Annotated in this window: 20 protein-coding genes; 19 read left to right on the forward strand and 1 reads right to left on the reverse strand. The window is 58.1% G+C overall.

Features of this window, described 5'->3' with window-relative positions; translation table 11 throughout:
• Positions 1-61: 61 nt before the first annotated feature.
• The 16 genes from RCH14_RS22480 to RCH14_RS22555 all read left to right on the forward strand — a co-directional run bounded on the left by RCH14_RS22480 (position 62) and on the right by RCH14_RS22555 (position 20,076).
• Complete coding sequence (locus RCH14_RS22480; protein WP_343028330.1) at positions 62-6,241, forward strand: strawberry notch C-terminal domain-containing protein; 6,180 nt, start codon at positions 62-64, stop codon at positions 6,239-6,241.
• Between the two features lie 77 nt (positions 6,242-6,318).
• Positions 6,319-6,831, forward strand: a complete 513-nt coding sequence (locus tag RCH14_RS22485; RefSeq protein ID WP_343028331.1) for a hypothetical protein — start codon at positions 6,319-6,321, stop codon at positions 6,829-6,831.
• Complete coding sequence (locus RCH14_RS22490) at positions 6,828-7,679, forward strand: hypothetical protein (protein WP_343028332.1); 852 nt, start codon at positions 6,828-6,830, stop codon at positions 7,677-7,679. Before RCH14_RS22485 ends, RCH14_RS22490 begins: the two co-directional genes overlap by 4 nt.
• 11 nt (positions 7,680-7,690) lie before the next feature.
• Positions 7,691-8,458: a hypothetical protein gene (locus RCH14_RS22495; RefSeq protein WP_343028333.1), complete on the forward strand. Its 768-nt coding sequence runs from the start codon at positions 7,691-7,693 to the stop codon at positions 8,456-8,458.
• Between the two features lie 2 nt (positions 8,459-8,460).
• On the forward strand, positions 8,461-9,603 hold the full coding sequence (locus tag RCH14_RS22500; RefSeq protein ID WP_343028334.1) for a hypothetical protein: 1,143 nt from the start codon (positions 8,461-8,463) through the stop codon (positions 9,601-9,603).
• 11 nt (positions 9,604-9,614) lie between these two features.
• A complete protein-coding gene (locus tag RCH14_RS22505; protein ID WP_343028335.1) occupies positions 9,615-10,766 on the forward strand; it encodes a hypothetical protein in 1,152 nt (383 codons plus the stop codon).
• On the forward strand, positions 10,766-11,890 hold the full coding sequence (locus RCH14_RS22510) for a M23 family metallopeptidase (RefSeq protein ID WP_343028336.1): 1,125 nt from the start codon (positions 10,766-10,768) through the stop codon (positions 11,888-11,890). Before RCH14_RS22505 ends, RCH14_RS22510 begins: the two co-directional genes overlap by 1 nt.
• Before the next feature lie 39 nt (positions 11,891-11,929).
• Positions 11,930-13,321, forward strand: a complete 1,392-nt coding sequence (locus RCH14_RS22515) for a hypothetical protein (protein WP_343028337.1) — start codon at positions 11,930-11,932, stop codon at positions 13,319-13,321.
• A complete protein-coding gene (locus RCH14_RS22520; RefSeq protein ID WP_343028338.1) occupies positions 13,305-13,721 on the forward strand; it encodes a hypothetical protein in 417 nt (138 codons plus the stop codon). Before RCH14_RS22515 ends, RCH14_RS22520 begins: the two co-directional genes overlap by 17 nt.
• Before the next feature lie 7 nt (positions 13,722-13,728).
• Entirely contained in the window at positions 13,729-16,968 is a 3,240-nt protein-coding gene (locus tag RCH14_RS22525; protein WP_343028339.1) for an LPD1 domain-containing protein, read from the forward strand.
• Between the two features lie 193 nt (positions 16,969-17,161).
• The gene (locus RCH14_RS22530) at positions 17,162-17,767 is read left to right on the forward strand and encodes a hypothetical protein (protein ID WP_343028340.1); all 606 of its coding nucleotides are present in this window, start codon (positions 17,162-17,164) and stop codon (positions 17,765-17,767) included.
• Between the two features lie 8 nt (positions 17,768-17,775).
• On the forward strand, positions 17,776-18,201 hold the full coding sequence (locus RCH14_RS22535) for a DUF6884 domain-containing protein (protein WP_343028341.1): 426 nt from the start codon (positions 17,776-17,778) through the stop codon (positions 18,199-18,201).
• A gap of 32 nt (positions 18,202-18,233) precedes the next feature.
• On the forward strand, positions 18,234-19,091 hold the full coding sequence (locus RCH14_RS22540) for a hypothetical protein (protein ID WP_343028342.1): 858 nt from the start codon (positions 18,234-18,236) through the stop codon (positions 19,089-19,091).
• 57 nt (positions 19,092-19,148) lie between these two features.
• Positions 19,149-19,328, forward strand: coding sequence for a hypothetical protein (locus RCH14_RS22545; protein ID WP_343028343.1), 180 nt, complete (start codon positions 19,149-19,151; stop codon positions 19,326-19,328).
• A 14-nt stretch (positions 19,329-19,342) separates the two neighbouring features.
• Entirely contained in the window at positions 19,343-19,819 is a 477-nt protein-coding gene (locus RCH14_RS22550; RefSeq protein WP_343028344.1) for a hypothetical protein, read from the forward strand.
• A gap of 23 nt (positions 19,820-19,842) precedes the next feature.
• On the forward strand, positions 19,843-20,076 hold the full coding sequence (locus RCH14_RS22555) for a hypothetical protein (RefSeq protein ID WP_343028345.1): 234 nt from the start codon (positions 19,843-19,845) through the stop codon (positions 20,074-20,076).
• A 103-nt stretch (positions 20,077-20,179) separates the two neighbouring features.
• Here RCH14_RS22555 and RCH14_RS22560 read toward each other — a convergent pair whose 3' ends face one another.
• Positions 20,180-20,536, reverse strand: a complete 357-nt coding sequence (locus tag RCH14_RS22560; protein WP_343028346.1) for a hypothetical protein — start codon at positions 20,534-20,536, stop codon at positions 20,180-20,182.
• Between the two features lie 773 nt (positions 20,537-21,309).
• Here RCH14_RS22560 and RCH14_RS22565 point away from each other — a divergent pair.
• The 3 genes from RCH14_RS22565 (at position 21,310) to RCH14_RS22575 (ending at position 23,119) form a co-directional block, all read left to right on the forward strand.
• A complete protein-coding gene (locus tag RCH14_RS22565; protein ID WP_343028347.1) occupies positions 21,310-21,741 on the forward strand; it encodes a hypothetical protein in 432 nt (143 codons plus the stop codon).
• 262 nt (positions 21,742-22,003) lie between these two features.
• Positions 22,004-22,867 carry a hypothetical protein gene (locus RCH14_RS22570; RefSeq protein ID WP_343028348.1) on the forward strand — a complete coding sequence of 288 codons (864 nt, stop codon included), beginning with the start codon at positions 22,004-22,006 and terminating at the stop codon, positions 22,865-22,867.
• Positions 22,868-22,912: 45 nt separating this feature from the next.
• A complete protein-coding gene (locus tag RCH14_RS22575; protein WP_343028349.1) occupies positions 22,913-23,119 on the forward strand; it encodes a hypothetical protein in 207 nt (68 codons plus the stop codon).
• Positions 23,120-23,127 lie beyond the last annotated feature (8 nt).

The raw sequence follows: 23,127 nt of genomic DNA on the forward strand, positions 1-23,127 counted from the left end.
TTGCGTGTCAGCACGTGATGAATGATGTACTCAATTTGAAAATGATAAGCGGAAGCGCGCGATGAAAAAACAACGCTGGATCGATTTGTCCCAACACGATGTGTACCTTGGCAGCATCAAAATGGCCGATGGGGTCGAGCGCTTGACGCTTATCGATATGAAGAACGCTATTGCGCCGCACAAGCTGCGCGATACCGGCTTTTTGCCGTTCGAGGGGTCGCCTCGATTTGACAAGGGCATTTATTATCTGGCTGGCGATCAGGCTTTGCGCCCCAGCAGCATTGCTGCCGCCCTCGGCATTGCGAAGTGCCCAGTCATCGAAGTTGCCGTGAGCGAGATCGAATCGGTATTTCGTGCAAAGTGCTTGGAGATGTTTCAGGCGAACCTGAACGCGGTCACGCTGCGCTCCGAAGTATTGGGCAGAAACAAGGATGGCAAATACGTGTACCAGACGCCTGCTGGCCGTTTCGTGCGCACTTCGAAAAGCGAAGTCGTCGTCGAGCGCTCGCCAGAAGGGAGCGCGCTGGGCAAGGAGATTTTCCTGCGTGCCAGTGATGACCGCGAGCTGCGCGAATGTGCCGATGGCTTCCTCGGCGCGATCCTTGACGGCGGTAAAGCGGCTTGGCCCGATCTGGTCAAGTTCGGGAATGTGGTATTCGGCCGCGATGCAACGGACGGCGAGATGCATCGCCTTCAAGAAGCGGTTGAAGCATCGGCCTATGCCGCGTTCGCAGCGCGAGCGTCCCTGCCCGACAAGCAAGCCTTGGGCATCGCGTCCGACCTCTACTTCGGTCTTCCTGTCGCGCGCATGCGTACGGCGGAGTCAGTATTTCTCCAGCAATATTCGACTCCGCTGCCGATGGCTGTCGTCGCTCAACGCCTGCTGCTTGGCAATGATGACGCCACCGGGAAAAGTGCACTGGAGCCAACGGGCGGTAATGGTGGGCTGTTGGGCCTGATGCCAGAATCAATCAAACTGTATGCACTGGAGCTGGATCGCAAGCGGGTCGAGGTATTGCAGTCGAACCCGCGTATCCACGCCGAATTAGGCGATGCAACGACGGTGCCGTTTCGTGCGCGTTTCGGCGAACCTGATGGGTTTGACTACACCATCGCCAATCCGCCGTTCGGTCAATTGGACTCGCCGCAGGCTTTCGACAAAATCCCGTCTGTTCGCCGTATCGATCATCTGATTGCGCTGCGCACGCTGCAGGCGCGCAAAGACGGCGGTCGCTCGGTTCTGATTATGGGAGCAGATAGCCCGCATTCGGATGGGACCATCAAGGGTGGTGCAAAATCGTTCCTGAACTACCTGCACGATCATTACGAGGTTCATGGCTGTGTTGAAGTCGATGGTCGTCTCTACGCGAGAAACGGGGCTGGTTATAACGTGCGCATGGTGGTGATCGGCGCGAAATTGCCGCAGCCACGCACCGTCAGTGTCCCGGAAAAGCTGACGATTCTCACGAGCTACGACGACCTGTGGAACTGGTCGGAGCACGTGATCGAGGCTTACAACGCACCGCGTCCAGTGGCCGAGATCGTCGAGATCGCGGAAGTCGTCGAGCCTGTATCGCCGTTTGTGGTCAGTCAGCGCGTCCGCTTCACGGCTCAAGACACGGGGCATTCCCTGTCGGTAGGCATCGTTGAAGGTGTGATCATCGCATCCGACAAAACTAGCACTGGCGCGTTCCGCTACCGTCTGAATACCGGTATGCCATCGCCGCAGGGCGGAGGCACCATGGAGAAAATCGTCTACACCAATGCGGGTAAGGTCGAGCTGCTGCCGGAGCCGCCGCTGCCGGGACTTGACGCGCTGCAGGTGGCGATTACCGACACACAGCCGTTCGACGATTTGCCTGAAGGTGCAGTGGTGTTCAATGCACCCCGCCCGCTTCTGGGAACGCGTGCTCACGAAGGGGATTTCCTCAACGGCCGCTACTACAATCTCGTCACTCCGGACGATTCGATGGCCGTGCGGTTCATGGAAGAAAATCGGAAGCTCGCTGCGTCTGTCGTGCTTGTAGCAAGCCGCGATGAACAGGTTGCCATGGCCTTGCTGAGCGTGAGCGATAAGTACAGGGACCGCTACTTCGGCGAGATGACTGCCGAGGAACGCTACGGAGCGCTGAGCGGCAAAATCCGCAATCTGAACGATCTCATGTACGGGCAGGCCCGCCTGATGTTGGAGTCGGCTCGCGCGCTGATCGCAGCCCGGCCGGTGGTCGAAGTCGAGGCCGACGCCGAAGTCGATCCGGTTGATGTGTCGGTCGAGACCATAGCCGATCCTGTTGTTGATCCTGTAGCCGATCCTGTTGTTGATCCTGTAGTCGATCCGGTTGTCGTTGAGACCATTGCTATCGATGCTGCTGCCATCACTGCCGCTGTCGAACCTGCTTTCACCACGTCCGCAAATCCGCCGTCCGTTACCGTGGCCGGTGCCGGTGCCGGTGCCAGTGCCGGTACAGGAATCGGGGCCGAGGTCGAGCAGTCTGCGCTGCAGCAGTCGGCTTCCCAGAAAGCTGCGCCGCAGCGACACGTGAATGAATTCCAGACCCCGTATCAACCGGCGTCGAAGCTGGGCATGCCTTCCGGGATGATACCGATCAACATGGCCGGTGCCACCTACGCGGCCCTGAACGATCTGGAAGCCGAGCACGGCTCGGTCGATGACTACGTGGCGAAGAAGCTCCAGTACACCACTGCGCAGCTCGGCCAGTATTTCAGTGCTGAGCAGATCGATGCACTTGCCCTTGCCATTCGTTCGAACGAAGCGGGCCGTGGCATCATCAATGCGGACCAGACCGGCATGGGCAAGGGGCGATTCGTGGCAGGCATGATGCGCTACGCAAAGCTGCACGATCAGGTTCCTGTGTTCCTGACCATCAAGCCCGAACTGTTCACCGATATTTTCCGCGATATCGACGATATCGGCTCGCGCGACATCTTCAAGAACCTGTTCATGTTCAACGATGGCGTGCACGTGATGCGTTACGGCACCGAGTCTGACATCCTGTATCGGGCGACTACGCCGCAGGATCGCCGCAAAGCGCTGGAGGACATGGCAATCGACCCAGACACCGACATGGTTCTGGGCACGTACTCGCAGTTCCAGCGCGCCGCGTCGAAGAACCTGAAGTCGCAACTGCTCACTGCGATATCGCAGCAGAATGTGATGCTCTTCTTGGACGAGTCGCACGTTGCCTCCGGTGCTTCGAACATCTCCGCTGCTGTAGGTGAAGCTGTTGCAAACAGCAAGGGCGTCATCTACTCGTCAGCAACTCCGCTCAAGGGCGTTACCAACTTCTCGATCTACAACAAGGTGTTCCCGGCATCGGTCGATTTGAAGTCGCTGCCCGATACGCTGCGCGGCGGGGGTGAGGCCTTGCAAGAGGCCATCAGTGCGAACATGGCACGTGACGGTGTGATCATTCGGCGCGAGCATGACTTTTCGAAGCTGACCTTTGTGACCCGCCTTCCAGAGCAGGCGCGGCAGCAACGCAACATCGACGCTGCGAACAAGCTGTCTCAGATTCTGGCTGCGATGTCGTATCTGGCTGGTGATGTCGGCAAGATGATCAACAGGCTGAACAAGGAATACGAGAAGGACTGGTCGAAGATTCCGGAATCGGAACGCAAGGGCGGGCGCATGCGCGCATCGAGCATGAACTTCGGCTCACGCCTGCATTCGCTGAACCGCCAGTTCCTGCTGGGTATCAAGATCGAAGAGGCTGTGGCCGCATGCCTCGAAGCGTTGCAAGAAGGTCGCAAGCCCGTGATCGCGGTCGAGAACACGGGTGAATCGCTGCTGCGACAAGTGCTGTCGCGCCGCGCTGGTGTGGACGAGCTGGAAAAGCAGCTTGAAGAGTTGGACGAGCGAGACGGCTCGCTCACCGACGAAGAGAAGGTGCGCCGGGATGAGCTGCAAACCCGGATCGGTCAAGCGCTGCGTGATGTTCGGCTGGAAACGCCGCCGCAGTACCGCGAACTGCTGGAAGTGATGCTGGACCGCATTGGTGAGATCAAAGTGCAGGGCCGCTATGGAGACGTGAAGACGGAGTACCCGGAGAGCGAGGAATACGAGCTGGCCGAGCAAAACTTGCGGGCGCTGATTCAAGACTTCCCAGACTTGCCGCTCATGCCTCTGGACGTAATCAAGCATGAGCTGGAGACGCGTAATTTCCCGATTTCCGAGGTCTCCGGGCGTACCGCTTCGCTGTCGATGGTCGATGGCAAGTGGGCACCGCAATTCCACCCGAAGTCCGACGCAGTGGCGAACGTGGCTGGTTTCCAGAACGGCAAGTACGATGCGATCATCATCACCCGGTCGGGCTCGACCGGCATCTCGCTGCACGCAACGGACCGGTTTGCTGATTCCGACATCCGCCAGCGTGACTTCATCGTGCTGCAGAAGGCTGCGAACATCGCCGAGTTCCTGCAGTGGTTGGGCCGCGTCAACCGGAAGGATCAGGTATGCGATCCGGTCATCACGACACTGGACTCCGGCCTGCCTGCGGAGCTGCGCCTGACGATGATGCACAACGCGAAGCTGCGAAAACTGTCGGCCAATACGACGAGTAATCGCGAGAACGGTAACGCCGAGGGCGACGATCTGGACCTGCTCAATGATGTGGGCGACAGCGTGGCACTTGAATGGCTGTTCGAAAACCCGGATGTGGCCGAGCGTTTGGATATCTCGCTGCCAAAAGGCGATGACGATGACATCAGCCGCTTCTCGCAGGACTGTCCTTATGTGAACAAGCTGCTTGGACGCCTGATGATGGTCGAGGTTTCGAGGCAGCAGGAAATTCTGGACACGCTGGGTCGTCGTTTTTCCGACCGTATCGAAGAGCTGGAACAGCGCGGCGAGAATCCATTCAGGGTCGATGTGTACGAATGGGGCGCATCGGTGGTTAAGGAAGAAGAGCTGATGAGCGGTGTGCTGGAGCCTACTGGCAGCACATTCGACAACGCAGTCAAGATCGTAACGGTGGAGTTTGAGCAGGACGTGAAGCCGATCCGGGGGGCTGAACTGGTCGAGGCCATCACGGCAGGCATGCGTGCGTACAAGTTGGACGGGCCTTTGGATGAAAACGGTTCGATCAGCACTTTTGTGGCGCGGCTGGGTAGTCTCTCCGACGATGCTCTACGCAAACAGTTGCCGGGTAAGCTGCGCGATTCGGAACAAAGTCTCGCGGCGATCATGAATGCCAACGAGCTGCCGCAGCTTGAAAAAGCGAAGGAAAAGCAGCAGTTTCTGTTCAACAATCTGGCCTATTTCAAGCCGGGCGCATGCTTGAGCTATGCCGACCTGCTCAAAGGCGATCTGCAGGGCATTGTGACGCAGGTGTATTTCCCGGCCACGCCCGACGATGCTTTCTTGCTGTCGAAGTATTCGATGAAAGTGGTGTTCCCCGGCGACGATAAACCCAAGGACATCTCATTGGCGACGCTTTTCAATCAGGGTCAAACTCTGATCCTGCATTCGCACCGTGCGATCGATCCTGAGCGCATGGAGAAATTCGCCTTTGTGCGCTCGGCCGTTGAGATCACGCTCAAGCCGTTCAATGATGTCGAAGACGGCAAGGTGAAGCGACGGGCCCACGTCCTGCAGGGCAACATTTTCCGCGCATGTGAGCTGGCCCGCCAGCAATCGCTGGGCTCACCGATCCTGTTCTCCGACGCCGAGGGCAACCGCCAGCGCGCGGTGCTGCTCAAGGAGCGCATCACGCCTGAGAAGGTGAAGGCCCTGCCAATCGCCATGGACGCGAAAGACATCGTGGCCTATGCCGAAGAATTCCTGCGCCCAGATCACATCGATCACCGCTCGCGCGCGATGTTTGGTGGCCTTCGCGTCTATGACGCGAGTGTCAAAGACATGAAAAAGGGTGACGGCATCATGCTCGAAGTGCTCAACGGCGGCAGGGACTTCCGTCTGACGATGCCGGGTACGAAGTCGCGCGCCGGTCGCTTGATGACGGATGGGTATATTTTCGAAGTCGGCGAGAAAACCGACCCAGATAGCTTGCGGCTCAAGCTCTCTGGCACCAAGGCCTTTATGTCGGTCGATGTCCGGCGCGAGCAGTTGCCCGACTTGCTGCGCCGCATGCAGATCGGCGGTCACGTTGGTAAGTTCTATCTGCCTGAACCAGACCACGCAACCATCAAGTCACTCAAGGCACGGTATGAAGCAGAACGTGCTGCTGACAATTGCGCAACGGAAATGAATCGTGCTGCGTAAAAACCCTGTCAAAAACGTTTAGCGCATACCTTTTGAGCTAAAATTGTGTTTCGGCAATTGGAAAAGTGTATTTTGTTATGATCGAAGAGACATTGGCTGGGAGTGAAATACCCCAGATTGCCCATTTGGACCTGACGGCGCACGCCGTCTTCCAGCACTTCGCCTCTACTGGAAAGCGGGGGCAACTTCTGGCGTTCCTGCTCGCCTTGGATCGTCACGACAACTGGACTGTCGATTTCAAGGAAATGACTGCGCCGAACGCTTTTGATATCCAGTATTACCTGCAAGAGCTTTCGATGTTCGTTACCGACTCAGCCACAGTTTTACACCGAGTACCGCATGAGCTGGCCGAAGTGCTTGCACACCTGACAACGACTCGCTGTATGTACCTGATCCGGTATATCGGCCAACACAATCCCGCATTTCTGGACAGCATCGCCAAACTGCTTGAGCAGCACAGCGATGATGCCCATGTCGCTGCGATCCGGCGTCGCTTTGAAGCGTTCTCAAAGGCGCGGATGCTGGGTGAAATCTTTTCCGGCAAGCGGCTCAGTCGCATTGTCTCGATCATGGGAAATCCTGAAGAATGAAAAACCAACCTCTTAACCGCATGGCGCAAGCCGTGCGTGGCAGTTTCGACCGCCGTACCATTGGCGGCATCGTCATCGGCGCAGCCATCATGATGTCCACGATGGCGACTGCGCAAACTGGCGGAGGGTGGTTCTCTGGCCTGTTTTCCAGCAGCGGCGCAACCGGTGGCAGTGCGAACAATGCCCTAATCTCGCAGCAGGATTCGGTTGTGACTGCCTCGATCAATGAAGAGGCGGAAAAGTGTGCGGAAGGTGCGCCGGGCAGCATCGGCGCGGCAATCAATACGGCCGTCAATATCCACATTCAGATCGCTTCGGCGACGCCACGGATTGAGACATTATTCGACGCGAACGATTCCTGCTTCTCGGGGTTGTCGAAGTTATTCGACCTGTCTTTCTCCATCCCAAGCCTTGCGTCGGTCATGAGTATGGCACAAGGTGCTGTGTTGCAATATGCCCAGAAAAAAGTTTGCACAGCCGTAAATCGGGTAACTGGTTTGGTTACATCGCCGCTGAATCAGGCAATTGACAAAATCAATGGCCTTGCTGAATTCGGCGACATTGATGGCATGGTCAATGGTGCGATCCGGAAGAAGATGACGAAAATTGATCCGGAGCTGGGCCGCGAGTATCACCCGGACGCTGTAGAAGGGTCCTACCAGCTCAACACACAGCCTTTCAGCAGCGGACAGACCACATTCGATTCCGGCTCGGGCGGCGCGACTGGTGCGCCCGGCACCACCTATTCGCAGCCTGCTCCTACCGGGTCCGTCGCGCCTCAGCAGCCTGCGCCGCAGCAGGCTCCTGAAAAAAGCTGGTTCGAATCGCTCAGTGGCGTTTTGAACTGATACGGCCTGCGATGAACAAGCGACTTGTCAAAGGAATAGTGGTGATCGTGGTTGGCTACGGCATGGCGTTCGCGCCAGCCAACGCCAACGCATTCTCGTTTCAGTCCGTGGTCATGTGGCTGCGAACTATGCAGTCCGAAATGTCGGCATGGTCGGTGACGGTAAAGCAGACTGCGCTTTCCGCGAACCAGTCTGCCGCATCGCGCCACGCGTCCAATCGCGAGCTGGCGACGGCAATTGGAGCCATCAGCATGTCTGATCGCATTACCAAGGCAGTGATGTCGGTCGATGGCACGTTCGGCCAGCCGGTGACGATAAAGTGCGCGGCCCAGAAGGACGCGACTTTACAGGTCGAAGCCCGCCAGCAGATATCGTATGACCGCATGAAGCTAATCGCGACGTTCGCGGCAACGCGCGTTGCATCCAAGGGCGCAGCCGAAGTTGAACGCATGTCACTGCATAAAGACTCCTATTGCACGATTTCTGAGGCCAAGGCAGGCCTGTGCAAGTTGAAGGCAAACGGCATGCAGGGCTGGGATTCGAACTATGCCGGTGCATTTGGCGAGACTACTCTCGCAGCAGAAGGAGAACTGGCCGGTTACGCGTATGCGGCCATGGTTGCTGACACACGCGCTCCAGCGGCCCTCGATTGTAAATCGGCGGCGTGCGCTGCAGCAGCGTCAGAGCAGCTCGCCTTGAGCGCTGTAGGCACGATGGTGGCCGACACGTTTGTCGGGCAAGTGCTTGAGCGCCGCGTGCCGGTCATTACAGGGAAGTGAAGATGGATTTTTTGAAGAAGTTGACGCCCGGTGCAGCCATTCTGGCAACCTGCTTCGTTAGCGGATCGGCCGGTGCCGCCCTCTACGGTTTCGGCCCTGCCGAAAGCTGGACGATTGCGCAGATCACGAAGCTGTCCACCGCCATTTCGTCCCAGATTGGTACGTTCGGGACTACGTTCGGGGCGAACATGGCTGTGAAGTTCGAACAGGCGATCTCAGCCGTTGCTGTGGCAACCAAGCAGGAATCCCTCGGCGCATCCATCGTCTCCGACGCGTCGAGGGATTCGGCTGCGCAGCTCGTCAATGCGGTGCGCGCGCAGCGCAGTAGCGATCAGATTGCAAGTGCGATGCTGGACTTCAATCCGGCGACAGGGCAGGGCCATGAGCCATGCTTGACCACTGCGAAGAACCGCACGCTCGACGCCGCATTCGACGCGCTTGGCCGCGTTGCGAAAGCAAACGTCGCCGCGCTCGACCTCGCTCCCGGCCGCATGGTTTCGTCAGTCGGTGCCGCCATGACACAGCGCCTTGCTACCCATCGCGACAAATTCTGTACACAAGGCGAAGCAAGCGCGGGATTGTGCAGCCTTTCGTCATTGCCGGGTGGCGACACGAACGCGAGTCTGCTGTTCGAGCCAACTGATCCGGGAAGCCTCCAGCAACAGGCTCAGCAGGCCTTCACCCAGCACGTGCTGGGTGCTCCAGACGCCATGATCGCGAAAGAGGCTGGTCAGACGCCAGCAGGTCAGCACTACATGCTCACGAAGAACAGCAAGGACGCCTTGTTGTCGATCCCAGCGTACAGCATGAGCATGATCCAAGCGGCAAACACGCGCTCGCCCGACCTTGCAAACAAGTCGCCGAATGAAGTGCTCAAACTGCGTGTGAACCAGTATTTCGGTGGCAAAGAGGCGCAGGACTGGTCGAAAACCCTGACGGCACAGTCGGAGCGAGGACTGATGGTCGAAGCTGCCAAGCTGGGCGGGTTGGAGGTCTGGCTGCACCATAAGCAGTACCAGCAAAATCAGCGGTTGGAGATGAATCTGGCCGCACTGGTACTTGCGCAGTCGGAAGAGGCCAAGCGCAACGTAAGCACCCGCTACGACCGTATGGCGCGGGACACTGCATCTTCTGCGATCAGGTAGGACAAGGTTCGATGAAATCGCTTCTGAAACAAAAAATAGCCATTGGTGTAACGGTCGCTTTTACCGGCTCGATTGCCTACGCCTACTGCCCGCCGCAATACATGAACGAGACTGTTTTGCCAGCCTTCGCAAGCGCGACAGCGGCGTTGTCCGGTGCAATCACGACAGTCGATGCATCGCTCTCCCTGCAGCTCGAAGTCTATAGCCAGCGCATGACCTCCGCCGTTGCGATCCTGACGAAGCAGAAGGCACTCGCTGCCAATCAGGTGTCCGATGCGAACCGTCGCTCCGCAGAAGCGACGGCGATGGCACTGAACGCCATGGCGCAGACAGAACGCGTCAAACGCGCTCGCTTCGAGTACGGCGGTGAATTCGGACAAGGTTTCAAGCCATGCGTCGTCTACGCAGGCCGAAGCCTGATGGCGAACCGCGACGCCCAAATGGGCGAAGAGCGACGCGTGCGCATGATGTCGGAAGTTGTTGCTGCGCCGGGTCGATATGTCGATACCGCACAGGCACAAGCATTCAGTGCAAAAGAGCATCGGGAACTGTTCTGCACTGCCGATCAGGTCAAGTCGGGGATGTGCACGAAAGAAGGCGAGATGGCCGGTGCGTCACTGAATGCTGCCACGCTGTTCGAACCAGTCATGGAGAGCGACAAGCTCTATCGCGCGAAAGTAGCTTTTGTGAACAACGTGGTCGGCCTGCCGGATGCGCCGATCCCTGCCTCGGCGGCGAACTCGCAGGCAGCATCGGCGTACGCGCTGGCGAAAGCGGAGAAGGACGCGCTCATGTCACCTGCAATCGCGTCGCTGAAAGAGATTCAACTGGAGTACACCGGCATGAACTCCGCGCACGGTGGCTCCGACATCCCGATCTCAATGCGCATGCAGCGAGAAGTCGGACGCTACCTCGGCAATGGTCCTGAATATGAGCAATGGTCCAAGACCATGGCCGGTCAGAACTCGCGCGGTCTGATGGTCGAGATGCTGAAGGTAAAGGCGCTTGACCTTGTTCTGCTGGAGCGGCAGTATCGTCAATACGAACGCATGGAAGCAAATCTTGCGACACTGGTCGCGGGTCAGATGCGTAGCCAGTCGAGTCGCGCGGCGCAAACTGCTGACCAAGTCGCACGCGAGCAGGTTAAAGGGCAGATTAAGTGATGCCAGTCATCAAGCGCGCAGTCGTCGGGGTGTTCACGTCGATCATCGCCCTCAATGTGGTGGCGCAGACCTGCATGGTCTCGCCAACGCAGCGCGAAGAGGTTTCGGGCCGCTTCGGCAAGTTTCGCGGGGGTGGTGCGTCGAACTTCGGGTCGGGCAATGCCCGACCGCACATGCATGATGGTCTGGATTTCTCCACTGGTGGCACAGCAGCGCCGATTCTTGCTACCACGGCCGGTACAGTCATCTGGGCTCGACAGCGGGGGTCGGCTGGTAACACGGTCATGGTCAAGCGCGAGAGCGGCGCAATTGTTGCGTACTATCACTTGTCGTCGATTGCAGTCAATGAAGGCGATATGGTGGTGCCGGGCCTGCCGGTCGGAACGGCGGGCAACAGCGGCATGAAACAGGGCGGGGCGGTGCACTTGCATTTCATCTATGGCGTGCCAAACACCGATCAGGTGCGTGCGAAAACCTTTTCTGCCGATGCCGTCAAAAACAGTGCGTTCAACCCGGCGCAACTGCCCAATGCGGTGAACAACCGCGCGTTCGGTTATGCGACTGACCCGTCACCATATTTTTGCAAGTCGTTCCCGATCCAGAACGATGGCTTGCATCCGGTGCTTGGCGGCGACACGAAGACACAGTACGCGCGCCTGTTTGGCTCCACTCCGTCAATGGGTGTTCCGCCATCGACCCAGTTCGACCCGGTGCAGGTCGCTGCAGCCAATGGCGACGCCTTGCAAGCTGCCGCGCGCGGTGCGACGAGCATCGCATCGGTGATGTCAGACGCCGATGGTTTCGGATCGCTGCCCTCGGCACCGTTGGGCGGATCGGAAACGATGTCTCCAGCGGAGCTGATGGCGACTGAGGCCAAGCGCAGGTTTTCGGACAGTCAGTGGAACACGAACATCGTCAAGGTCAGCAGCCGGGCGTTGTGGGTGGACTATGTGCGAGCCCAAGGCGTCTCGGCACATATGAACGAAGCTATCAGGCAGAAGAAAGAGCGCGTCGAAGCGCTGCTGGCACTGTATACGGCACAGCGACTTGCTGGAGCCAAGGCAAATACAGCACAGGCACGGGAGCGCGCCCAGCGTGCAAGCGTGACCTCTGCGATCAAGTAATTACGGAATTTTAACGACGACAAGGAACAGGTGATAACTATGAGCGATCAAAAGAATACGCGTGAACATGAGGATGGCGAGAGCCTTGCGGCTGATAACAGCCTCATGTCCTTGCCGTCGTTCGCGCCGCGTGAAGCAGTAAAGGCGCAGCAGGAAAAGATGGAACTGAAGGCTGCAGAGCTGGCTGCGATTGCTGCCACTGCCGAGGCCGACAAGGCGGCAGTTGTCGAAGATGGCGTCACGCCGCCAGTCGCCGACGAAGCTGCAGAAAAAACGGATGACATCAAGCCCGAAGGCGAGCCGAAAGAAGAGCCCCCAGAGGCATCTGCTGCTGTAGAGGCGGCTGTCGTGGCCGACACGCCAGCGCAGCCGCCAGAAGTGCCTGCTGCTGCACCGGTTGCTGTGACGCCGCCAGCAAGCGTAGACCCGGCATTTGCCGCGCTGAGCGAGGTGGCTGGGTTGGTGATGGCAGACCCAGCTTCGAATCCCGGCTCCCGCGCCAACGAAGCCGAGCTGGCGAAAGTGGCCGAACGGCTCAACCTGAGCAGTGCGATCTCCGATCCGGCTGCAGCACAAGCATTCGCCCAAAGCATGAATCCGCAGGGTGCAGGCCTCGCTACCGTTCCGGTAAGCGCAGGGCAGCGTGCGCAGATGAACGGCGGCGCGGCACTGGCTGAAGGTCTGGGCATGGCTGCAGGTGGCGCGATGTCGCTAGTGGGTGCGGCCGGTCGCGTCATCGGCCGTGCAGCGCAGGGTGTCGCGTCGATGGTGAGCAGTGATGATGCGAAGATTCCGACGAAAGCAGGTGTCAACGTCGAAGCTGCGACGGCCGCTGCAAGCTCCGCGTTGCCATCGGTTCTGCCCCGCTTGTCGGAATACCGCATTATTCAGGCCGAGAAAGCGGCTGAGTTGTTCGCAAGCGAGCAGGAGAAGTTTTGGCATTCCTCGCCGAAGCTGGTCGCACTGCGCGGTGAGATTGACCGCATGTCGCGCGAGCGTGGCATCCCGAAGCAGGACCTGATCAACGAGATGAAACCGGGCGGCGATCTGGCCGAGCTGCGCACCAAATTCAACGAGGCCGTGGCCGACAATCCAGAAGGCATGTCGCACAAGCGCTCGATGGACAAAGCTCTCGACAGCTATGTTCGCCAGTATGGCCGCGCGCAGGAAGAGATGCTCAATCCGGAGCAGGTCGGCAATCCACACTATGAAGGCCTCAAGGGGCGTTTGAACGGCGCGCACGCGAAGATGGAAGAAAGCTCGTCCGAACTCCCGGCGTTTGCCAAGCCGGGTGGTGAGCTGGAGAAGGCGCACTTCGAAAAGCTGCGCGAGGCAGTGGCAGCGATCATGACGAAAATCAGGGAGGTGATTCAGGAATTCACCAAGCTGCTGACCGGAAAACGTGAGGTTGAGCATGCTGTCTCGCCATGATGCCGCCGCGCCCGGCGATTTGCTGCTGGGCGTGGAAACAAGCCTGAATACGCTGCGCTCGTTCGTGGTCGAACGTGGCTTGGCGGCGAGCAGGCACGATTGGAGCGAGGTGGTTCGCACATTCTCCGACAGCCGGGCATTCGTCGATTTCTCCGCGCACCGCGCTTCCGGCAGGCCGCGCGTGCTGATCGAATTCGGCATGCAGGATCAAGGCGAGCGTCGCACGCTTGGCTTCTTCGATGCGTTCTGGGACGCTGAGCAAAACGACTTTCTCCGGATCGAAGCTGCCGCGCTCGAAGGCGCGCAGGTGGACGTGGACGTGGTGGTGCGAAGCCTGATGCCATACATGAGCCTGCCGCTGGCTGCAACATCGTCCAGCGAGATGAATACAGAAGGGTAAGTAGCAGATGGCCGACAATAAAGCAGTCAAGTGGTTCGATCTCCAGCGGTTTCATGCGGCGCTGAAGGTGGTCCCGAATTCGCCGTTGCGTGGCACTACGCTGACGTGTCTTGAAGTCTCGGATCAAGCAGCTTTCACGCTGCTGGTGCACCGCGATATCGCCATTGCGGACGAATATGCCAAGCTCGACGACAAGGCGCAACTCTGGCGCGAGAACCTGACGGCGCTGGGCTTTAGTACGCGGCCAGAATTCTTCGAGCGTGCCGATAGCCCGGAGGCTCGTTGCTTCCGTCTCTATTCGGAGCGTACGACCTTTACGCTCAGCGAGATGCAGACTATCGTTCCGGGCCTCACCGCCGACGACTACAACGTTATGCCGCTGTCGCGGATCGTACGCGTCGCGGACGTGCTCCCGGAGATGGCCGAAGAGTGGAAGCGCTTCGCCGAATCCGGCCTTGCCAATGAGGCAGTTGAAGTTTGGACGACGAAAGTCAATCCCTTTGACAAGCCCTATGCGCAGGCACGTACGATGTCACAAGTCTGGGACGACTATGGCAAGCGTGGTGGCCGCTTCAAGGGCATCGATTCAGACCCGACGACGAACTGGTTTGCCGGTGTGCTCGAACGAGGGCTGTATCGTGAGAACAGCTTGACCAGCTACTACCCGGACCGGGAATATGCGCTCGCTGCAGGGCATGCGCCGGGAGAGTTGCAGCAGGTGACGCTGCCTTACGCGCTGCCGCTGTTCGTTGAACGGACTGGACGCATCGTTGCGTTCAAGGACGTGCGCTACGCCCCCGAGGTGCTTGCGCAGCGCCCGCGCACTGTCGTTGGCAGGTCTGCCGATACCGGCGAATCGCTGGCCGTGAAGCCTTTGCTCGCCGTGCGCGATGTCGCCATGGTCTACGATGAAGAAGCGGCGAAGTGGGAAGAGTGGCACGAAAGCAGTGATCCTGTCGATACTGCGGCGCTGGCCGCGTCAATGAGTCGCGTTGTCGAGGCCGACCGGGACCTGTGTATGAAATTCGACTGCATCGACGAAGACCGGCTGTCGAAGGTTTTGGACTCGAACTACGCGAGGATTGCCGGTCCGCTGCCGGTCAAATCGCTTAGCGACTGGACGGATCAGGAGTACCGGCTCGTCGCTGGGCGTGCAACGCGCTACCTGAACACTGACCGCGATAGTGACGCCGCGACGCTGCGTGACTACGAGGGCAAGATGCTTCGCACGTTCATTGAGCAGCTTCACGGGCTCGATGCACGCTCGCGGGCACAGGATGCGGCGCGGGCTCGCGAAGTGGCCCAAGACGCGCTGAGGCGTGTCGCAGAGCGCGTACAGGATGCCCCTGAGCCTGACGCGGCTGACAAGGTGCGGCACGAAGATGCGGGCGAGAAGATTGGCGGAGCGCGCAAGGACTATCATCGCCGGGCGATGACGACCGACGATCTCGAAGGGATGAACGACTTCGAACGCAAGTCGCTCGTCGTCAAGAAAAACGTCTGGCCTCCATTGGACTATGAGGCCATGCGCGACGCAGGCGTCGAGCCGAAGGCCGCTGTAGCCATCAAGTATTTCAAGGATTCCATCGCCATGTCGCCGGAGCATCACCACAGGGCCAGCGACAATCCCGCAGTTGATTACATCGACGCATTGCGTACTGCACGCGAGGCAATGCAGGACGTGAAAACACTGGACCAGTTCGCGCAGGCCTGCTTCGATCTGCAAAAGGCCGGGTCTGGGGACACCAACTACACCTACGGCGGCTCTGCCCTGCAGGTGCAGCTCGGCAGCGACGCATGCGATTTGCTGAGCGGCGCGCGCGCGATGCTTGGGTATGGTGCGACCGAGCGCACAGAGCCGTGTGTGCCCCGCAAGATTCAACGTGAAATCTCGAAGCGTGTTCGCACAGACGCCGAATGGGATTGGTTGATCAAGCCCAAGCGCGAGAAAAGCGATGCCGAGAAAGACGCCGACAGCGAGCGCAGCGACAAGGAGCGCGAGCTGCACCGGCCGCATCTGGACAAGGTGGAGCGCACGGGCGGTGAGGACTTCCGTGCTGGCCGTGATGTAGTAGGCCAAGACCTGATGGATCACTTCGGGTTCAGAGCGCTTGAATTCGGCAACTGGCTAGATCAAGGAGAACGTCAGGCTGTCCTGAACATGGCGTTTGACAGTCTTTGCGATCTCGCAGCAGCACTGGACATCCCGCCGACTGGCATCTCGCTTGGCGGGAAGCTTGCTGTCGCATTCGGTTCGCGCGGCAGGGGCGGCAAGAACGCTGCGCTCGCGCACTTCGAACCGGGGCGGTTTGTGATCAACCTGACTCGAATGAAAGGTGCCGGTACGCTTGCGCACGAATGGTTCCACGCTCTGGACTGCAGCTTTGGCGACATGGCGCATTTTGCGACCGCGAGGCCGGTGCCGCGATTCGAGAACGATCCACTCCGTCCGCTCGTGGCCGCGATGTTCAGGCGTTTGTCCACGCCTGATGAGGTCATTACCAAGTTCAAGGCTGAAGCCGAGAAGGGCCGCGACTGGGCGGGAAGCTGGGCCTATGAGCAAGGTGCGGACGGCCAGAAAAAGGTCAAAGAGGCTTTGGGCGCGTGCTTTGAACGCGCGCATGCGGTGCTGTTCGAAGACGCTACGAACAAGCTGACCAAGCGTAGCGCGGAAGAAGCCGCGAGCGGGAAAAAGACTGGCGTGCACCCACTGGGAATTTCGGACTTCGACACCCGCTTGAAACTGCGCGATCAGATCATGCAGGCTGTCAGCGATGCCTGCCACGACCGCAAGGCCTTCAACAAACGCAAGGGAAAAATCGAGCCCAATGTGGGACACATGGTCGATAACGCCGCCTGCTGGATGACTGCCGAGGCGGCGCGCGAGATTGGCTATGACCTTGGCGAGCGCTTCTACGGCGGCGAGAACCTTGTCGAGACCGACTTCCTGAAGGCGGCGAAATCGCTCGACGACAAGCGCTCGTCGCCGTACTGGGCGACTGACATCGAACTGTTCGCGCGGGCCGGTGCCCAGTATGTGCACTACGAGCTGGCCGAGCGCGGCATCCGAAGTGATTACCTCGTGTACGGCGCGGAGACCGACCGCTACAAGGATCATGAGATCGGCAACCCGAATCCGCCTGAGCATGAGCGGGTCGTGCTGCATAAGCACTTCGCCGCCGTGATCGACGACTTCCGGGTGCGGCTGTTGCGAACCCTTGAGACGCAGGCTTGCGCCGAACCTTGAGCAGCGGCTCCATGTGACCTCACCCGGCAAGCGCAAAACGCGGCCGGGTTTTTTTACGTCCCGGTTTGTGGTGTTGAAAAAGTGTTGTCATGAAATTCTAGTGCTTGGTAATAAACTTGATTTTCCCTATGTCAACATCTAAGATTCATGATTGCAAGGCCTTCATCCCAGAGGGTCGATCTGGAGAATAAACATGAGCAAGCAAGACGAAGTAACCAGCGCGGCAAACAAGCGCTGCGAGGCCATGCTCAAAGGCATGCAGGCCGCGTTTCCGGAGGCTGGGCTGTCGTTCGGCTACATCGGCAATTTGTCCCGCACCATGGATGATCGGAGCTGGTACTTCTTCAGCAATATCCCGAAGAAGGACTCTCACGGTTCGCTGACTGGCGATAGCTGGGCGCTGGGTGGTTACTCGACTGCCAATCTGCCGCAGCTTGCAGACTGGGCCGAGACGGAGCTGCCAAAGCGCGTTCGCCGCTTGCTCGACCCGGAGTTCGATGCCAAGTGCAAGATCAATGACTGGTATCGAGCCAGCGACGCCACGAAAGACAAGTATCCCGGCGCGATCTTCCAGAAGCAATTCGGTGGTGCCGATGGCTTCACCGCGCGAGAAGGCGTCGTGGTGCAGAAAGCGAGCGACAGCTATGTCGCACTGCTTGACGGGCGCGAATTTCCTCCGGCTGCAAACCATATCGCGGCACGGCAGCAGCTCGAAGAGCACTACGGCTACCTGCCCGACTACAAGAAGCGCATGCCCGCCAACGCTGATTCCGCGCCAAGCCCGTCCATGGAGCCGTAAGGTCATCCATGCGCCCACTGGTGATGATGGCATGCTCGGCCACAAAGGCGAGCGCACGAGCCCCTGCATTCGATCTCTATCAGGGCGTGATGTACAAGACCTTCCGCGCGTGCGTCAAGCCGCTTGCGCGGCCCGAAGTCGTGATTCTCTCGGCGATGCATGGCTTTGTGCAGGCCGATGCGATCCTCGCCCCATATGAGCAACGAATGACCAAGGCGCGAGCCGAGGAAATGCTGGCGAACCTGCCGCACTTCATGAAAGCCGTTTGCTGGCCTGATTCCATTACACAGGTCTTTCTCGCTGGTGGCAAAGATTATCGCGACGTTATGCGACCTGCTATTGCGATGCTGTACCCACGTGCTCAATTAATCGAATGTTTTGGCGGTATTGGATATCAGAGATCGCAATTAGGTAATTTCCTAAAAACGCTTTAACGCGCCCGCATCAAATTTAAAAGGATTTAGACATGAGCAATTCTCACGACTGGCTGCGCGAAGCGCGGTTTGATTCGCCCGATCCGGAGCATACGGCATGGCTGCATCAGCAAGACGTAAAGTTCGGCCGCGTGGAACCGAGCAATGATTCGGAGCACGCGATGCGCCAAGAAGTTCTGGATCAGGTGGCCGCTATGGAAGCGGACGAGGCTAGGGCTAAGCCCAATGAAATCAGCAGCATGACGAATAATACAAAGCCGTTTGATATTCCGGCAATTAACAATCAGAAAGAAGTGCTTATCCGCTATCTGGGATTGGATCACGAAAGTGAGAGTGATCGTAACAGCGTTCAAGAGATTGCGAATCCTAATCCGACTGGGTTTTGGCCTGCATGCGTCTTCGAGCATCAAAATATCCGCTACCAAGTTACTCACGCTAGTTCGAAAATGGAAGCGGACAAGTCGATGATGTTCAATTCCAATATGTGGAACATCAAACAGCTTCCCGCTCTGACGAATCAAAACGACATCAGCATGCCCTTCGACCCAGTAGCTGCTGCAAGTGGCGGTGCTGGGAGCGACGGAATTATCCGAATCGGGGCCAATACGGCTGAGGCCTTTCATGTGGGCGACGAGGCCTATACGGTCGAAGCTGCGCTCGTTGACGGGCGCTTGGCCTATTACGGTGGAGATGGCAAGCATCCATATCTGCCGAAGGAGGAAGCGGTCGAGCTGGCAAGGCAGGTCAATGTCGTCGGTGCGATTGATCCGGGTGCATGGCTCGATGCCAGCGGCTACCCGCTGGGCGTGAGCGCCGCAGCACGCCGCGAGCTGGAAGAACAGCGTTCGCTCGAAGACGAGCGCAGCGGGATCGACGAACACGGAATGTAACTGGCGTCGAAGGCGCTCCGATCCGGCCGGATGCCGGGATCATCTGAAAGATCTCCCATGAATACCGAAGTTTTCATTGCTGTGCTCGCCGCCCTTATCGCCTATCGTGTGCTGTCGCCGTTTATCGACGCAATCAACCCTCTGGCCTTCTTCAGCAGGGCGAGAGCGCCGAAAGGCGTACAAGCGATCCACGGCATTCCCGGTGGCCCGAAAGCTGAGTCAGGTCGTGGCGTCTAGGCGAGCGGAAAGCCATGCCAAGCGAGCTGCATGAAGAGCTGAGTAGGATCGGAGCCGCATGGCTGAGGCGTAACGGATTCGGCGTAGTTGCTAACGATCTGACTGTTCTGGGGTGCCGGGAGCGCGCTGACGTGATCGGGTTTCGTTCGCAGTGCTCCGTGACCATTGAATCGAAGGTCAGCCGCGCCGACTTCTTAGCCGACCGTAAGAAGCCGCACCGCACGAAGCCCGGCATTGGCTTGTACCGGTTCTATATTTGCCCAGCAGGTCTCATTACTGCTGACGATCTACCTGCGCGGTGGGGTCTTTTGCATGTCGATGGGAAGCGCATTACCGAAGTCGTGAGGCCACGCGGGAATATTTGGCCCGGCCCGAAAGCAAATATTGCTGGCTGGGCCGAGTGGCAACACGAAACGGATTTAGATGCAGAGCGCAGCGTATTGTTTTCGATATCGCGACGGCTTGCATCGGGCCAGCCTATTACAAAGTGATTATGAGTGATCCGGAGATCAATATGCAAAGTGAAAAGAAAATCACGGAGACCGAAAGTCTTATGCTTGATTACAGCGCAAGTCTTTGTTGCGAGGGTCATACTGGTCGCAAGTGGTTCGATCTTGATAATGAAGAAAAGGGATTTTGGCGCAATGAGGCCAAAACTCAAGCGCAGGAATGGCAGAGCGAGGTAAATCATTATGAAGCGAAGCGCCCGAAAAAGACACGGGTTTCTGATGATTCCCCAGAACCGTAAAGCTCGCTCTTATGATTAAGTGAATCGGCCTATCGAGAAACTGTAACCTATCGGCGGTAAATGGCGATAGCAGCTATACGATAGGCCCGGTCACGTGGGAGCATTAGGGCATATACTCGCCAACATCATTGGTCAGCGGGAGATCGCGCCCGCGCTCCATGGATTCGGTATCTTCGCGGGTCCACCCGCCCTCGGCATTCTCGTCGTGGTTAATGCCATCCCAACGGTAGGGGCTTCCATCCGGCGCGCAGAACTGCGCTCCGATGTCTTCCGCGTGGCAGAAGTCTTCTTTGCCGTCCGCGAGACGGTAGTGCACGCATCCGCCAAAGGTTGGATCGGGCGGTTCGAGCATGGTAACGGTGGCGGGCAGGGTTTTGCCACCGCGAAGCTGCACGGTGATCTCGTCACCAACATCAATTTCTTCGCCAGATTCAGCATTGTTCAAGGTGCTTTTCGACATGACATTTCCTCACAGACTGGTTGAAAGAGTTTCCAAGTGGAAATTCTATCTGATGCTGGAATCGGAGTGTCAGAAAAATGGTTTTTCAGGTCTCCAACATTGATCATTACGGTGGAGCCAGCGGGCCAGTCGAGTCAGGAACATATTCCACATACCATGACTGCCCGACAACCCGTCGCGTCACCTCGTCCTGTTCGAAGCCAGTGATCGTCATGTGGTTGTCACCAATCCACAGCACAACGGCGTCCCTGAGCGCTGGCAGCACGTCCAGCCCGGACTCGACGGAGCGCAGGTATGCGGTGCGCACGCTGCGCCGTAGCTCGCGATCATGACCCTCCGAGAGCGAGAGCTTGCCAAGGTGTTCCGGCTGCGCCGTGACGGCCCTGTGCCTCGGCATGGGAACCCCGTCCGCTTCGAATAGTCGTGCCACTCTCACCAACATGCCTCGCCCTGCTGTACTGGATGGATACACAGTATATAGCGCTCCAGCGCTGGTTGGGATCATTCTGGACCTATCCCTGAATCCATGGAGGCAAGGTCAAGATGGCAACAGGAAAAATCCATAGGCAATAAATCTTCCAAAACCACTTGACACCGTATCCGGAAACGGTAATATGCCATATGTTGGAAATTAAATGGAGAACGAGCGTGGAAAGCGAATTCGAATTGGAAATGCACGAAGAGGAATGCCGCGCACGTGATATCGCCATGGATGGTGATGACGCTGCACTTAGCTTCGAAGTCGTCGGTTGCGATAACAACTAAGGCCATAAATGCAACAGTCCGTTATGCATGTTCGCCAGTGGGATGATCGCGAAGTTGCGGAATTTAACGCTCTGCATTCCGCTGATCCATTCATCAAGCAGCTTGTAAATGGGTTTCCATTAAAAGTGGCTCGATTTTATGTGCTCAGGTGGACGAGCGCGAATAACGTCCAGCGCACGGCAGTGCACTTCTGCGAAGCCGAAGCTAAGTGGCGTGCCGCAGTGTTCGGCGAAACTGGAACGCAAGCTAGTGTCGAAGCGCGCTACGGTTCGCCGGGCGATACCTACGTGCTTGTCGATGGGCGTCAACGTGCCGGTTGTAGCTGCCATAACTGTTCGCACGCAGTAGGCGATTTGAAAGCTATTGAGAAGCCAAAAAGAATATCGGCTGCGCGGGCACGAAAGCTGGCTCGCGCAGCATATTATAACAATCGACTTTAAGAATGCACCTTAATCAAGCCATGCTGATTTATCAGCGAGCTATCGATCCCAAGGCTAATGCCGGGGAAGGCTCAGCATGGTGGGCGGAGGTTCACGCGGAGATGGAGGCAGTGGTCGCGGCCCCGTCCGCTAGAGCAGCAGCCGAAGTGATCGCATGGTGGCATCTGGTTTGGCAAGACATAGGCGACTCTCCAGTCAAAGCGGCTGGCAGAATCCGTAGTTGCGCGGTGAGCGTGTTGAGAACAAGAAAGAGCAAGTAGCGATGGAACTGACCAACTCGGCCGTTGAGGTCGCCCAACCGGGCACAGCAATCTACATGCTCCATTGGGGCGAGCATTACGAGCGCGGGTCTAATGGCCCGTATCTCGGGGCTGCGGGCCTTGACTTCACTGCGTTGAGCGCAGACTACCGCCGTGAGCGCTACGCCGCAGCAGAGGCCGCTCATGAGGATCGCTGCCCGCTGGGCGAAGGCGACTTTCAAACTTGGCTCGTCGCGAAGCAAATTCTGTCGCCGATTGCCTCTACGGACGTGGAGATCGATGTCCGAACCTATGGCAACGAGTATGTGCCGAAACACTGGCCTGAGTGCCCGGAGTGCAGCGGCGGGCGTGGCGAGCAGGACTACGGGGATGTCAGGCGCAGCCTCAACCGGATCGTGGTGTATCACCGCTGTACCGAATGCCGCCACGTGTGGGGGCATCACGAGGTCGCTTGTCGTTCGGGCGAGCCTATGCTCGAAGACGACGGGCGTGACACGCAAGGTGGGTGCGTACCATTTTCGATCAGCAAGGCCTGTGGCATCGACTGGAAGCTCGCAGTGGCAGCTTGTGCGAAGCACGGCTGGGATAGCGGTGGGATGTCGCCAGATAGGGCAGTCGTCGCGGCACGAGAACTCGGGTTCGAACTGGTGAGGCAGCGATTACCGGGTTCTGGTAAGCCAAACGGTTTGACGTTGAAGTCACTGATCTCGGGATTGCCGCGCAATAGAAATTATGTTGTCTCCGTCAAAGGACATTGGCTCGCATTAGTCGGAGGCGCAATTGTGGACAATGATACAAACAGTGGCCTCGGCCGAAAAGTGGTGGATTTGTATGAGGTCAAGGCCGTTCAATCGGCTGCGGCCTGATTTAGTGATATTCATCATCAGCAATAGCGAAGAATCGGACTGAGTATGCGCGTCAAAGTACCTCAAAAATCACTGAAGGCCCGTCAGCTTGATGCGGAAGTTCGCAGCAGTCAATGGCTGGCGGACGGTAATGAGGCTCGCGAAAACGGCGATAAGGCGAAAGCTGAGAAGTGTTATGCAAAGTCGCTGTACTGGTTGGATCGATATAACCTATTAGCAGGCAAGAGCGATAAACCCGCTCCACGCCGATAACGAAGTGG

It is taken from the genome of Massilia sp. MP_M2, assembly GCF_039123635.1.
In the GTDB taxonomy this organism is placed as follows: domain Bacteria; phylum Pseudomonadota; class Gammaproteobacteria; order Burkholderiales; family Burkholderiaceae_D; genus Telluria.